We start from the raw sequence: 12851 nt of genomic DNA on the forward strand, positions 1-12851 counted from the left end.
GGTGTAGCGCTTGGCGATGCTCACCACCAGCCGCAGGTTCGCCTCCAGCAGGTGGTCCTTGGCGGCCCGGCCCTCGGCCACGATCAGCTCCAGGTCGGCGCGCAGCTCGGCGGAGACCGGGGTGCAGGTGGCCAGCTTCTCCTCGGCGAACAGGCCGGCCTCGATGCGCTTGCTCAGCTCGACCTCCTGCGCGGCGGTGAGCAGCTTGGTGCGGCCGATGCCGTTCAGGTATGCCCGGACCAGGTCCGTGGAGACGCCGCGCTCGTCGGTGGCGTCCAGGTCGGTCAGCGTGTCGGTGCCGAGCTCGGCGTCGATGGTGGCAGCCGGGCGGGTCTGGTGCTCGATCATCTGCTGGGCCATCTCTGTCTCTCCCCGTGTCCTTCGTGCCGCGTACCGGGTTCCGTGCCGCGTGCCGGCCCGGTGGTGCCGGTACGAAACAGCTTGGCGGTCGAGGCGTGAAACGGGAGTGAGGCGATCGGGGAACCGACAGCAATCCGTGCGGAACGTCCGGTGCCGCTTGCCGGACCCGGTTACCGTGCCAGCGGCCGGCCACCCGGGCCCGGCAGCACAGGCGATGGGAGGACGCGGTGGTCTTCAAACGGCTCATGCAGGCGATGGGAGTGGGCGGTCCGTCGGTGGAGACGGTGCTGGCCAACCCGAACTGCCGCCCGGGCGGGCACCTGGAGGGCCGGATCCAGGTGGTCGGCGGGGACCACCCGGTGGATGTGACGTACGTGGCGCTGGGCCTGGTCACCCGGGTCGAGGTGGAGAGCGGCGACTCCGAGTACGACACCACCCAGGAGTTCGGCCGCCGGCCGGTGACCGGCGCGTTCCGGCTGGACCCGGGGCAGCGGTACGAGGTGCCGTTCCGCTTCGAGGTGCCCTGGGAGACCCCGCTGACCGATCTGTACGGCCAGCACCTGCACGGCATGACGATGGGGCTGCGTACGGAGCTGGAGGTGGCCCGGGCGGTGGACAAGGGCGACCTGGACCCGGTGGCGGTGCACCCGCTGCCCGCCCAGGAGCGGCTGCTGGAGGCGCTGCTGCGGCTGGGATTCCGGTTCGCCCGGGCCGACGTGGAGCGCGGGCACCTCTACGGCGTACACCAGAGCCTGCCGTTCTACCAGGAGATCGAGTTCCACCCGGCGCCGCAGTACGCCAGCGCGATCAACCAGCTGGAGGTCACCTTCGTGACCGACCCGCGCCAGGTGCAGGTGGTGCTGGAGCTCGACAAGCGGGGCGGCCTGTTCACCGAGGGCCGGGACGCCTTCGGGAGGTTCACCGTCGAGCACGCGACGGCCGACCGCACCGACTGGGCCGCCCAGCTGGACGCCTGGCTCCGCCAGTCCCTCCACCGCCGCGGCCTCTTCTTCTGACCGCCAGAGGCCTCGTTGATCATGAAGTTATTGCCCGGCCGCCCGGCGCGTCGCAGCAATAACTTCATGATCAACCGGCGGTCCCCGGGGGTACCGGTGGTCCCCCCGGTCCCCGGGGGGTACCGGTGGTCCCCCCGGGGGGTACCGGTGGTTCCCCGGGGGTTAGAGGTCCAGGAGGATGGTGCGGGGGCCGACGTTGACGCTCTCGACCAGCATGTGGGCGCGGAAGCGGCCGGTCTCGACCTTGGCACCGCGGTCCCGCAGCGCCTCCACCACCGCCGTCACCAGCGGTTCGGCCTGCTCGGCGGGCGCGGCCGCGGTCCAGCTCGGGCGGCGGCCCTTGCGGGCGTCGCCGTAGAGGGTGAACTGGCTCACCACGAGGATGGGCGCGCCGGTGTCCGCGGCGCTGCGCTCGTCGTCCAGGATGCGCAGCTCGTGGATCTTGCGGGCCATGGTGGCCGCCACCTGCGGGGTGTCGGTGTGGGTGACCCCGAGCAACACCAGCAGGCCGTCGGCGATCTCGCCGACCACCTCGCCGTCGACGGTCACGCCGGCCCGTCCGACGGTCTGCACCACCGCCCGCATCAGGCCACCACCGGCTCGATGATGCCGCGCTCGACCAGGTGCGCCACGATCGGGCCGGCCGCCTCGGCCAGCTCGTCCGGGGTGACGTCGTGCGCGGCGGCGAGCAGGGCGAGCTGGTCGCGCAGCGGCAGCCTGCCGTCCGCGCCGCCGACCAGGGCGAGCACCAGCGGGTCGATCTCCTCGGACCAGCGCAGCCCGTGCGGCATGGCGAGGACCTGCCGGTCCACCGCCCAGCCCTCGTCGCCCATGGTCGCCTCCTGCCGCAGCTGGAGCCCTTCGGCGGCCCGGTAGCGTGCGGCCAGCAGCCCGTCGGTGTCGCGGGCCCGCAGCCAGTCCTGCCGGTCGAACCACTCGGCGATCCGGTCGCCCATCGGCGGCTCGACCCGCTGCCGCAGGTCCTCGACCCGGACGATCGGCTGGTCGTGGCCGGCGCGGCGCAGCGACACGATGCCGAAGCCGATCGCCTCCACCTTGTGCGCGTCGAACCAGTCCAGCCAGGCCGCCATCCGCTGCGGGTCGGCGGCCTCCCCGACGTCGGTCAGCCACAGGTTGACGTACGCCATCGGGTCGGCCACCTCGCGCTGGATCACCCAGGCGTCCAGCCCGGTGCCGGCGAACCAGCCGGCCACCCGCTCGTCCCACTCCTCGCCGGTGACGTGCACCCAGTTGGCCAGGTACTGCATCGTCCCGCCCTCGGTGAGCAGGTGCGGCGCGGCGGCGGCCAGCTCGGCGCCGATCGCGTCGCCGACCCGCCCGGAGTCCCGGTAGACGTGCGTGGTGGTGCCGGGCCCGACCACGAACGGCGGGTTGCTGACCACCAGGTCGAACCGGCGCCCGGCGACCGGGGCCACCAGGTCGCCCTGGAGCAGCTCCCAGTCCTGCCCGTTGAGCGCGGCGGTGGTGGCGGCGAAGCGCAGCGCCCGCGGCGCGACGTCGGTCGCGGTCACCTTCCGGGCGTGGGTGGACAGGTGCAGGGCCTGGACGCCGGAGCCGGTGCCCAGGTCCAGTGCGGTCTCCACGGGACGGCGGACGGTGGCGCCGATCAGCGTCTGGGTGGCCCCGCCGATGCCGAGCACGTGCTCGGCGTGCAGCGGCTTCCCGGGCCGGGCGCTGGCCGGCACGTCGGCGAGTACCCACCACTCGTCCCCGTACGGCTCCAGGTCGACGCCGGCGCGCAGGCCGTCACCGTGCCGCTCGACGATCCCGCCGGCGACGGCCTCCTCGACCGTCAGCGGGGCGAGCGCGGCGGCCACCGCCGACTCCGGCTCGGTCTGGTCGCAGATGAAGACCCGGATCAACGTGGCGAGCGGGTCGCGGTCCTCGGTGGCGCGCAGCGCGGCCCGGAAGTCGTTGCGGGCCACGCCGCCGGTGGCCTGCGGGCCGAGCCGGTCGGCGATGCCGTTGGCGGTGAAGCGCGCCCGGGTCAGCGCGGTGCGCAGCGCGTCGACGCCCGCGGGGGAGAGCAGCATGTCATGACGGTCCACGTCGTCATCCTGCCTCCCCGGCGTCGCCGATCGGCCGGCACCCACGAGATCCATACCGGGCGGCGAATAGATCGGAGGTTATCTCTTTCATGCTTGTCGATGCCTGGCTACCATCTCCCCCAATATCTTCGATGGGTGCCCGGGTCACGAGCGCGGGCGCCCGGTAGGGAGCCAGACGATGTCCGACGTGTCCGTTCCTCGGCGTCGCGCGCTGCGCGCGCTCGCCGTCACGGCCGCCGCCGCGGCCCTCGCCGCCGCCGCCTCCACCCCCGCCCTGGCCGCGCCCACCGGCGACGTCCGCTACGCCGGCGCCCCGGACGCCATCAGCGGCAGCTACCTGGTGGTGCTCAAGGGCGACGCCGTCGGCGCCGCCAACAGCCTCGCCGCCCGCACCGCGGTCCCGGACCGCGCCGCCAGCCTGGCCAAGCGCTACGGGGGCTCGGTCGGCACGGTCTGGAGCGCCGCGCTGACCGGCTACAGCGCGAAGATGAGCCCCGCGCAGGCCCGCCGGCTCGCCGCCGACCCGACCGTCGCGTACGTCGAGCAGGACCGGGTGGTGACCACCCAGGGCACCCAGACCGGGGCGACGTGGGGGCTGGACCGGATCGACCAGCGCAACCTGCCGCTGAACGGCACCTACACCTACCCGAACACGGCCAGCAACGTGCGGGCGTACATCATCGACACCGGCATCCGGATCACGCACAGCGACTTCGGCGGCCGGGCGAGCTGGGGCACCAACACGGTGGACAGCAACAACACCGACTGCAACGGCCACGGCACGCACGTCGCCGGCACCGTCGGCGGCGCGAAGTACGGCGTGGCCAAGGGGATCCGCCTGATCGCGGTGAAGGTGCTCAACTGCTCCGGCAGCGGCAGCACCACCGGCGTGGTGAGCGGCGTCAACTGGGTCACCTCGAACGCGGTCAAGCCGGCCGTGGCGAACATGAGCCTCGGCGGCGGTGCCAGCAGCACCCTCGACAACGCGGTGGCCAACTCGATCAGCTCCGGCGTCACGTACGCCATCGCGGCCGGCAACTCCACCGCCAACGCCTGCAACTACTCGCCGGCCCGGGTCGCCTCCGCGATCACCGTCGGCGCCACGACCAGCAGCGACGCCCGCGCCTCGTACTCCAACTACGGCTCCTGCCTGGACATCTTCGCGCCCGGCTCGTCGATCACCTCGGACTGGAGCACCAGCGACACGGCCACCAACACGATCAGCGGCACCTCGATGGCCACGCCGCACGTGGCCGGCGCGGCGGCGCTCGTGCTCGGCACCAACCCGTCGTACACGCCGGCGCAGGTGACCAGCTACCTGACCAGCAACGCCACCACCGGCAAGGTGACCAACCCCGGCTCCGGCTCGCCGAACCGGCTGCTCTTCGTCGTCAACTGACGACCCACACGCGCGGCCCGGTGGACGCCACCCCTGTCCACCGGGCCGCGTCGGGTCGCCCCGGGGAGTCGGCTCGGGGAGTCGGCTCGGCCGGCGACCGACCTGCCGGCAGGATGGAGGCATGACGCTCTCCCTGCCCATCGATCCGGACGCCAACGAAATGCTGGCCCGCAGCCCGCTCGCGCTGCTCCTCGGCATGGTGCTCGACCAGCAGGTGCCGATGGAGAAGGCGTTCTCCTCGCCGTACGTCCTGGCGCAGCGGCTGGGCCACGAGCCGGACGCCCGGGAACTGGCCGGATACGCGCCGGAGGCCCTGGTGGCGCTCTTCGCCCAGCCGCCGGCCCTGCACCGGTTCCCCAAGGCGATGGCGGCCCGGGTCCAGGAGGTGTGCCAGGTCCTCGTCGACCGGTACGACGGCGACCCGGCCCGGCTCTGGTCCGACGTCACCGACGGCCGGGAACTGCTGCGCCGGGTCGGCGAGCTGCCCGGCTTCGGCAAGCAGAAGGCACAGATCTTCGTGGCGCTGCTCGGCAAGCGGTTCGGCGTCACCCCGGACGGCTGGCGGGAGGCCGCCGGCGGGTACGGCGACGCGGACGCGTACCGGTCGGTGGCCGACGTGACCGACCCCGAGTCGCTGCGCCGGGTACGGGAGTACAAGCAGCGGATGAAGGCGGAGGCGAAGGCCGCGAAGAGCTGACCCGGCGTCCGTCCGCCGCCGTACCGTGACCGGGTAGGCGCGGACGGCGGGCGGGGGATGGCGGACCCACGGGGAGAGGAGTTCCTCCGCGGCGAGGAGACGTCGCCGCGGCCGACCTCCCTGGAGCTCGCGCCGCCGATCTGACGGTCGGCCGGGCCGGTCGGTCCGGCCGGTCGGCCGCCGGTCGGGCGCGTCGGATGCAGGTCGAGCGTGTCGGATGCCGGTCGGGCGTGTCGGACGTCGGTCAGGCGGCCGTCGGGCGGGAGAGCGCGGCGAGCGCCCGGCGCACGTCGGCCAGCGAGACGGTCGCCGAGTCGTCCAGGTCGGCCAGGCCGGCCTCGATCCACTGCCGCATCAGCGTGGTCACCCCGATGCCGCGCGTCTCGGCGGCCGCCCGGACCCGTTCGTACGTCTCCAGCGGGAGGCGTACCGAGCGGCTGACCATCGGCACGTCGGTGTCGGGGGTGGGCAGCTCCGCCGGCTGGCTCTCGTCGATCAGGTCGGCGAGCGCGTCGCCGCCGTCGTGGAACCGCTTGGTCGCCTCGTTACGGTGCATCGTGACCGCCTCCTCGTCGGCGTGATCTCCGTACCGCCTCGTCGTAGCGCTTGGCCTCGACGTCGCTCAGTTCGCGGGCGGAGAGGATGTCCCAGTCGTTGTCGGTGCCGTCGGCCTCGGCCAGCAGCACGGCGAGGCGTCGCCCCCGGTGGTCGGTCGCGTAGACCACCATCACGTCGTCCCCGAGGTGCCGGATGACCCGTCGCGTGCTGTGCAGGGCCTCCCAGACTTCCCCGGGCGTGACGTCGTAGACCCGCAGGTTGGCCAGTGCCTCGTCGGTGAAGCTGAACCGGTTGGCCACGGGTGGAGCGTACCACGCGCGTAACACGCGGCGGGCGGGACGATTTTCGCCGATCATCCTCGGGGAGTGACAGGATGAGGGGTAACCCCTCGAGGAGGTCGTGGTGAAGCGTCAGGCGTACCAGCCGATCCTGATCACCGACGCCGCACGCAGCCAGGACGACCAGCTCAACAGCCGGCAGAAGCGCTACGTGCTGATGATGGGCGTCCGGGTCGCTTGCCTGGTGGTCGGTGCGATCCTGGTCGGCGCGAAGGCACCCCTGCTCTGGCTCTGGCTGCCGCTGTGCGGCCTCGGGATGGTGCTGATCCCGTGGCTGGCGGTGCTGCTGGCCAACGACCGGCCGCCAAAGGAGCAGCACCGCCTGGCCGGGAAGTTCCATCCGCGCCACCGCGAGGAGACCCCGCCGATGGCGCTCCCCGCCGACGAGCACCCCCACAAGGTCATCGACGCCGAGTCCTGACCCGGTCCGGGCGCCCACACCCGGACCGGGCACCCCGTCAGGGGGTGGGCCGGGCGCCGACCGAGGAGACGGCGAGCGCGCCGAGATCGCCGGCCCGGGACAGGGCCGCCCGCGGATCCGCGCCGGCCAGCCAGGCGGTGAGCAGGCCGGCGGCGAACGCGTCCCCGGCCCCGGTGACGTCCACCACGGCCACCCCGCGCGCGGGCGCCGTCTCGACCACCCCGGTCCGGTCCACCCAGACCGCCCCGGCCGCGCCCCGCTTGACCACGACCCGGTGAGCCACCGCGGTCAGCGCCCGCGCCTGCGCCGCCGGGTCCAGCCCGCCGGCCAGCACGGTCGCCTCTTCCGTGTTGACCAGCAGCAGGTCGACGTCGCGTACCCAGGTCAGGAGGGCCGTCGCGCCGACCCGCCGCAGCGGTGCCGCGGAGGCCGCGTCGACGCTGGTGGTCAGCCCGCGCTCGCGGGCGACGGCCAGCGCGCGCAGTCCCGCGCCGCGCGACCCGGCGTCCAGCAGGGTGTACGCGGACAGGTGCAGGTGCCCGGCGTCGGGCGCCGCCGCCAGGGCCTGGTCGACGTGCCCGGCGGTCAGCCGCAGGTTCGCCCCGCGCTGGCTGACCATGGTGCGCTCCCCGCCGTGGGCGAGCACGACGACCGTGCCGGTCGGGTAGCCCTCGTGGCGCTCGATCGCGCAGCTCACCCCGACCCGGTCCAGTTCGGCGACCCGGTCTCGGCCCGCCTCGTCGTCGCCGGTCGCGGCCACCAGCGTGACGTCGGCGCCCTGACCGGCGAGCCAGGCGGCGGTGTTGGCTGCCTGTCCGCCGCCGCTGAACCGGATCGCGGCCGCGGTGTCCGAGCCGGTCGCCAGGGGGCCGGAGAGCACCGCGACCACGTCGGTGATCACGTCGCCGACGACGACGATGCGGGGCACCCGGCTCATGCCGCCACCTCGCTGCGCTCGGCGCCGGCCTGAGGCACCACGGCGCTGCACTGATGATTCGCTCGCTGGCGCTCGCTCATGCCGCGGAGTCGGTACGACGGGCCGTCGCGGCGACCGCGATCCGTGCCGCCAGATCGGCGTTGCGCAGGATGATCCGGACGTTCACCGCCAGGCTGGCACCCTCGGTGGCCGAGTGGAAGTGGGCGAGCAGGAATGGCGTGACAGCCTTCCCGGTCACCCCCTCGCGGGCCAGCATGCCCAGCCCCTCGGCGAGGGTGCGGTCGTGCAGCGCCGGGTCGAGCTGCTGGTCGACCGGGAGCGGGTTCGCCACGATTAGCCCGCCGTGGTGCACGCCCTGCCGCTCCCGGGCGAGGAGTACGTCGGCCACCTGCTCCGGCGACTCCACCGACCAGTCCAGGTCGAAGCCGGCGTCGGTGAGGTAGAAGCCGGGGAAGCGGTGGGTCCGGTAGCCGACCACGCTCACGCCCAGGGTCTCCAGTCGCTCCAGCGTGGCGCCCACGTCCAGGATCGACTTCACCCCGGCGCAGACCACCGTGATCGGCGTCCGGGCCAGGGGTGACCAGGTCGGCGGACTCGTCGAAGGTCTGGGCCGCCTCCCGGTGGACCCCGCCGAGACCGCCGGTGGCGAACACGCCGATCCCGGCCGCGGCGGCGACCGCGCTGGTGGCGGCCACCGTGGTGGCGCCGTCCGCGCCGGTCGCCGCGGCCACCGCGAGATCGCGTACGGAGAGCTTGTTCACGCCGTCGACCGTGGCGAGGCGGGTCAGCTGCGCGTCGTCCAGGCCGACGATCAGTTCGCCGGCGACCATGCCGATGGTGGCCGGGACCGCGCCGGCGTCCCGGACGGTCTGCTCGATCTGCCGGGCGACCAGCAGGTTGTCCGGCCGGGGCAGGCCGTGCGAGACGATGGTGCTCTCCAGGGCGACGACCGGGCGTCCGGCGCGCAGGGCGTCGGCCACCTCGGTCCCGAAACGGATGTGAAAGTTGGTCACTTCCGTTACGGTACGGGCCGTCATCCGGCCACCTGCGGTGGACCGCCCCCGAAGAAGCTGCCAAACTGGAAATTTGGAGGTGTAGCAAGTGAGCACACAGGTTCTTGAGCGTCCCGAGGTGAAGGACGCCGACACCGGTCCGGAGATGTTCCACTACGTCCGCAAGGAAAAGATCGCCGAGAGCGCGGTCATGGGCACGTTCGTCGTCGCGCTGTGCGGGGAGACCTTCCCGGTCACCAAGGCGGCCAAGCCGGGTTCGCCGGTCTGCCCGAAGTGCAAGGAGATCTACGACTCCTGGGACAACTGACCGCGGGCGGCTCCGCCGCCCGCCCACGTAACCTTCGCCGGTGACCACCTCCACCGCCCTGCTCGTCGCCGACCTCACCGGTGTCGCGGTCTTCGCCGCCTCCGGCGCCTCGGCGGCGGTCGCCAAACGACTCGACCTCTTCGGGGTGGTCTTCGTCGGCGTCGTCGCCGCGCTCGGCGGCGGGATCTTCCGAGACCTGGTCATCGACGAGGTCCCGCCCCTGGCCTTCGCCGACTGGCGGTACGCGGTCACCGCGGCGGCCACCGCCGCCGCCGTCTTCTGGCTGCACCCGCAGCTCGCCCGGCTGCGCACCACCGTGCTCGTGCTCGACGCGGCCGGCCTCGGCCTGTTCACCGTCACCGGCACGCTCAAGGCCCTCGAGGCGCACGTCCCGGCGGTCGGCGCCTGCATGATCGGCATGCTCACCGCGATCGGCGGCGGCCTGGGGCGTGACCTGCTCACCGGCGAGATCCCGGTGGTGCTGCGCCGGGAGATCTACGCCCTCGCCGCGCTGGCCGGGTCGGTCATCGTGGCGCTGCTGTCGGCGTACGGACAGGCGCACACGGCCGGGCTGATCGTCGCGGCCGCCTTCGTCATCGTGCTGCGGCTGGTCTCGCTGCGGCGGCGCTGGTCCGCCCCGGTCGCCACGCTGCGCCCGCCCCGCACCGGCACCCGCGGCCCGCAGGGCTGAACCGCTGCCGGCGGGGTGGCTGGATGTGACCAGCGTGGCGTCGAGTGGGGAGAAAGGCGCCCGCTGGTTATGCTGAGTCGGCCTTCGCGGCACCTTCTGCGCGGAGGCGTTTTCATGGGCGGCGGTACCCGTGGCCCTCGGCCCGGGTCGCCGCCGTGCGGTCGGAGAGGAGCTACCCGTGGCACCGCGGTTGCCGGCGCTCGAGACGTTCCCGCCCCTGCGTGCATGGCAGCGCAAGGCGATGGTGGAGTACCTGCGTCGCCGTACCGAGGACTTCACGGCGGTCGCCACGCCCGGCGCCGGTAAGACCACCTTCGCGCTGCGGATCGCCGCCGAGCTGCTGAACGACGGAACCGTCGAGGCCGTCACCGTGGTCGCCCCCACCGAGCACCTGAAGACCCAGTGGGCGCAGGCCGCTGCCCGCGTCGGCATCCAGCTCGACGCCGCCTTCCGCAACGCCGACCTGCACTCCGCCGCCGACTTCCACGGCGCCGTTGTCACGTACGCCCAGGTGGGCATGGCGCCGCAGGTGCACCGGCGGCGCACCATGACCCGACGTACGCTGATCATCCTGGACGAGATCCACCACGCCGGCGACTCGCGTACCTGGGGCGACGGCGTGAAGGCGGCCTTCGAGCCGGCGGTACGCCGGCTGATGCTCACCGGTACGCCGTTCCGCTCCGACGACAACCCGATCCCGTTCGTCGCCTACGAGCGGGGCGGGGACGGTCTGCTCCGGTCCCGCGCCGACTCGGTCTACGGCTACTCGGACGCGCTGCGCGACGGCGTGGTCCGGCCGGTGCTCTTCCTGGCGTACTCCGGGGAGACCCGATGGCGCACCAACGCCGGGGAGGAGTTGGCCGCCCGCCTGGGTGAGCCGATGACCCAGGACCTCGTGGCGCAGGCCTGGCGTACCGCGCTGGACCCGGCCGGCGACTGGATGCCGCAGGTGCTGCGGGCCGCCGACGCCCGGCTGACCGTGCTGCGCAACGCCGGCATGCCCGACGCGGGCGGGCTGGTGATCGCCAGCGATCAGCAGGCGGCCCGCTCCTACGCGAAGCTGATCGAGCAGTTGACCGGCGAGAAGGCGGCCGTGGTGCTCTCCGACGACCAGGGCGCGTCGGCGCGGATCGCGACCTTCGCGGCGTCCGAGCAGCGCTGGCTGGTCGCGGTGCGGATGGTGTCCGAGGGCGTCGACATCCCCCGGCTGGCCGTGGGCGTGTACGCGACCAGCGCCAGCACCCCGCTCTACTTCGCGCAGGCCATCGGCCGGTTCGTCCGGGCCCGACGGCCCGGCGAGACCGCCTCGGTGTTCCTGCCGAGCGTGCCGCACCTGCTCGGGTTGGCCAGCGAGATGGAGGCCGAGCGGGACCACGTGCTCGGCAAGCCGAAGGACGCCGACGGCTTCGACGACGACCTGCTGGAGCGCGCCCAGCGAGACGACCAGGCCAGCGGCGAGCTGGAGAAGCGGTTCGCGGCGCTGTCGGCGACGGCCGAGCTGGACCAGGTGATCTTCGACGGCGCGTCGTTCGGCACCGCCGCCCAGGCCGGCACCCCCGAAGAGGAGGAGTATCTCGGCCTCCCCGGGCTGCTCACCGCCGACCAGGTCGCGACGCTGCTGAGCAAGCGGCAGGCCGAGCAGTTGGCCGCGCAGCGGCGCAAGGCCGCCCAGCGGGCTCCCGAGCCGGCGGCCGAGGCGCCCGTGGCACCGCCGATGAGCGCCGCCCAGCGCCGGGTCGCACTCCGGCGGCAGTTGAACGCGCTGGTGGCCGCCCGGCACCACCGCACCGGCCAGCCGCACGGCAAGATCCACGCCGAGCTGCGCCGGATCTGCGGCGGCCCGCCGAGCGCCCAGGCGACGATCGAGCAGCTCGAAGAGCGCATCGCCGCCGTCCAAACCCTGTAACCCGGGCCCCCACCTCACCCGGTCCGGGTGATCATGAGGTTAGCGGCACTTTTCGAGATCGACATCGCCGCTAACTTCATGATCAACGCCGTGGTGCCACGGGGCGTGAAAAGGCGGCGGGAGGCCCCTGTGGGGCCTCCCGCCGGCTATGTCGGGTTGCGGATTGTTTGGACTCAGTTCGCCATCAGATCGGCGCCACGCCAGCTGAACTCGGGGTCCGACGCGTACCGCACGGTGATCTTCACGAGATCCTCCGCGTACTTGTTCGCGTGGTGTCCACAGAACACCAGCTCGCTCCCACCCGCCAGAGTGATCCGGAGCTTGCCGGCAGCATTGCAGCGGTCGCACCGTTCATCGGCGGCCGGGGGGCTCACCGTCTCGGGCGGCGGCGTGAGGGTCGGGGTCATCGCCTTCCTCCTCTGGTCGTCACCGATGAACACTCTCTTCGGTTGCTCACCTATCGTGCAACACCCTTCTCGGGCCCTGCCTTCCCTGTGTGCCCGTCGGGGACGGAGGTCACACCTGGCGTGGAAGACAGTGTGCCGTGCACCAAGGGTGCCACGTCAACGATCACAAACGGGCAACCGTCAGGTCACCGGAGAGTGTTCTACGGCTGGTGATCAAACCGACACGTCTGGTTGACGCGTGGCGGTCAGTCCAGGTAGTCGCGGAGCACCTGGGAACGCGAGGGATGCCGCAACTTGGACATGGTCTTGGATTCGATCTGCCGGATGCGCTCCCGGGTCACGCCGTACACCTGGCCGATCTCGTCCAGGGTGCGCGGCTGGCCGTCGGTGAGGCCGAAGCGGAGGCGTACCACACCGGCCTCACGCTCGGAGAGCGTCTGGAGGACCTGCTGGAGCTGGTCCTGCAGCAGCGAGAACGAGACCGCGTCGACCGCGACCACGGCCTCCGAGTCCTCGATGAAGTCACCGAGCTGGCTGTCACCCTCGTCGCCGATCGTCTGGTCCAGCGAGATGGGCTCCCGGGCGTACTGCTGGATCTCCAGCACCTTCTCCGGTGTGATGTCCATCTCCTTGGCCAGCTCCTCCGGGGTGGGCTCGCGGCCCAGGTCCTGGAGCAGCTCGCGCTGGATCCGGCCAAGCTTGTTGATCACCTCGACCATGTGCACCGGGATC

General features: G+C 72.8%; 15 protein-coding genes and 1 pseudogene. 7 read left to right on the forward strand and 9 right to left on the reverse strand.

What is annotated here, in order from left to right:
* Positions 1 to 360 (reverse strand): sigma-70 factor domain-containing protein (locus tag ACY34I_RS38730; RefSeq protein ID WP_462760246.1); only part of this gene is annotated, 360 nt, incomplete at its 3' end.
* 227 nt (positions 361 to 587) lie between these two features.
* Between ACY34I_RS38730 and ACY34I_RS38735 the strand changes: the two genes are divergently transcribed.
* Entirely contained in the window at positions 588 to 1376 is a 789-nt protein-coding gene (locus ACY34I_RS38735) for a sporulation protein (protein WP_462760248.1), read from the forward strand.
* A 162-nt stretch (positions 1377 to 1538) separates the two neighbouring features.
* Here the strand turns inward: ACY34I_RS38735 and dtd are convergent, their stop codons facing one another.
* Entirely contained in the window at positions 1539 to 1961 is a 423-nt protein-coding gene (gene dtd, locus ACY34I_RS38740) for a D-aminoacyl-tRNA deacylase (protein WP_462760250.1), read from the reverse strand.
* The gene (locus ACY34I_RS38745; protein ID WP_462760252.1) at positions 1961 to 3445 is read right to left on the reverse strand and encodes a DUF7782 domain-containing protein; all 1485 of its coding nucleotides are present in this window, start codon (positions 3443 to 3445) and stop codon (positions 1961 to 1963) included. The genes dtd and ACY34I_RS38745 overlap by 1 nt, the downstream gene beginning before the upstream one ends.
* Before the next feature lie 178 nt (positions 3446 to 3623).
* Here ACY34I_RS38745 and ACY34I_RS38750 point away from each other — a divergent pair, with 178 nt between their 5' ends.
* Together ACY34I_RS38750 and ACY34I_RS38755 are read left to right on the forward strand one after the other, a co-directional pair.
* Positions 3624 to 4844, forward strand: coding sequence for a S8 family peptidase (locus tag ACY34I_RS38750; protein ID WP_462760254.1), 1221 nt, complete (start codon positions 3624 to 3626; stop codon positions 4842 to 4844).
* Positions 4845 to 4965: 121 nt separating this feature from the next.
* Entirely contained in the window at positions 4966 to 5541 is a 576-nt protein-coding gene (locus ACY34I_RS38755) for an HhH-GPD-type base excision DNA repair protein (RefSeq protein WP_462760256.1), read from the forward strand.
* A gap of 244 nt (positions 5542 to 5785) precedes the next feature.
* Here ACY34I_RS38755 and ACY34I_RS38760 read toward each other — a convergent pair whose 3' ends face one another.
* Positions 5786 to 6097, reverse strand: a complete 312-nt coding sequence (locus tag ACY34I_RS38760) for a hypothetical protein (protein WP_148795366.1) — start codon at positions 6095 to 6097, stop codon at positions 5786 to 5788.
* Positions 6087 to 6398 (reverse strand): hypothetical protein, encoded by a 312-nt coding sequence (locus ACY34I_RS38765; RefSeq protein ID WP_357433368.1) that lies wholly within the window; start codon positions 6396 to 6398, stop codon positions 6087 to 6089. Before ACY34I_RS38765 ends, ACY34I_RS38760 begins: the two co-directional genes overlap by 11 nt.
* A 100-nt stretch (positions 6399 to 6498) precedes the next feature.
* On the opposite strand from ACY34I_RS38765, the gene ACY34I_RS38770 reads away from it, so the two are divergent.
* Entirely contained in the window at positions 6499 to 6858 is a 360-nt protein-coding gene (locus tag ACY34I_RS38770; protein WP_462760259.1) for a DUF3099 domain-containing protein, read from the forward strand.
* 37 nt (positions 6859 to 6895) lie between these two features.
* Here ACY34I_RS38770 and ACY34I_RS38775 read toward each other — a convergent pair whose 3' ends face one another.
* Complete coding sequence (locus ACY34I_RS38775) at positions 6896 to 7795, reverse strand: carbohydrate kinase family protein (RefSeq protein WP_462760261.1); 900 nt, start codon at positions 7793 to 7795, stop codon at positions 6896 to 6898.
* Between the two features lie 76 nt (positions 7796 to 7871).
* Positions 7872 to 8808, reverse strand: a pseudogene (locus ACY34I_RS38780) (pseudouridine-5'-phosphate glycosidase).
* Between the two features lie 88 nt (positions 8809 to 8896).
* On the opposite strand from ACY34I_RS38780, the gene ACY34I_RS38785 reads away from it, so the two are divergent.
* The 3 genes from ACY34I_RS38785 to ACY34I_RS38795 all read left to right on the forward strand — a co-directional run bounded on the left by ACY34I_RS38785 (position 8897) and on the right by ACY34I_RS38795 (position 11712).
* Positions 8897 to 9115 (forward strand): DUF3039 domain-containing protein, encoded by a 219-nt coding sequence (locus ACY34I_RS38785; protein ID WP_462760263.1) that lies wholly within the window; start codon positions 8897 to 8899, stop codon positions 9113 to 9115.
* A 40-nt stretch (positions 9116 to 9155) separates the two neighbouring features.
* Entirely contained in the window at positions 9156 to 9806 is a 651-nt protein-coding gene (locus ACY34I_RS38790) for a trimeric intracellular cation channel family protein (RefSeq protein WP_148795354.1), read from the forward strand.
* A 178-nt stretch (positions 9807 to 9984) separates the two neighbouring features.
* Complete coding sequence (locus tag ACY34I_RS38795; RefSeq protein ID WP_462760265.1) at positions 9985 to 11712, forward strand: DEAD/DEAH box helicase; 1728 nt, start codon at positions 9985 to 9987, stop codon at positions 11710 to 11712.
* Positions 11713 to 11885: 173 nt separating this feature from the next.
* Here ACY34I_RS38795 and ACY34I_RS38800 read toward each other — a convergent pair whose 3' ends face one another.
* Positions 11886 to 12119: a DUF7455 domain-containing protein gene (locus ACY34I_RS38800; protein WP_013284786.1), complete on the reverse strand. Its 234-nt coding sequence runs from the start codon at positions 12117 to 12119 to the stop codon at positions 11886 to 11888.
* A gap of 245 nt (positions 12120 to 12364) precedes the next feature.
* The coding region (locus ACY34I_RS38805; RefSeq protein ID WP_363424117.1) for a sigma-70 family RNA polymerase sigma factor at positions 12365 to 12851 on the reverse strand (487 nt) is incomplete at its 5' end.

The organism is Micromonospora sp. RTBAU3-60 (assembly GCF_054963695.1).

Excerpts from the sequence above, each read along its gene's own strand:
- dtd (WP_462760250.1), bottom strand. The coding sequence starts at position 1,961 with ATGCGGGCGGTGGTGCAGACCGTCGGACGGGCCGGCGTGACCGTCGAC.
- ACY34I_RS38750 (WP_462760254.1), top strand. The coding sequence starts at position 3,624 with ATGTCCGACGTGTCCGTTCCTCGGCGTCGCGCGCTGCGCGCGCTCGCC.
- ACY34I_RS38755 (WP_462760256.1), top strand. The coding sequence starts at position 4,966 with ATGACGCTCTCCCTGCCCATCGATCCGGACGCCAACGAAATGCTGGCC.
- ACY34I_RS38760 (WP_148795366.1), bottom strand. The coding sequence starts at position 6,097 with ATGCACCGTAACGAGGCGACCAAGCGGTTCCACGACGGCGGCGACGCG.
- ACY34I_RS38775 (WP_462760261.1), bottom strand. The coding sequence starts at position 7,795 with ATGAGCCGGGTGCCCCGCATCGTCGTCGTCGGCGACGTGATCACCGAC.
- ACY34I_RS38800 (WP_013284786.1), bottom strand. The coding sequence starts at position 12,119 with ATGACCCCGACCCTCACGCCGCCGCCCGAGACGGTGAGCCCCCCGGCC.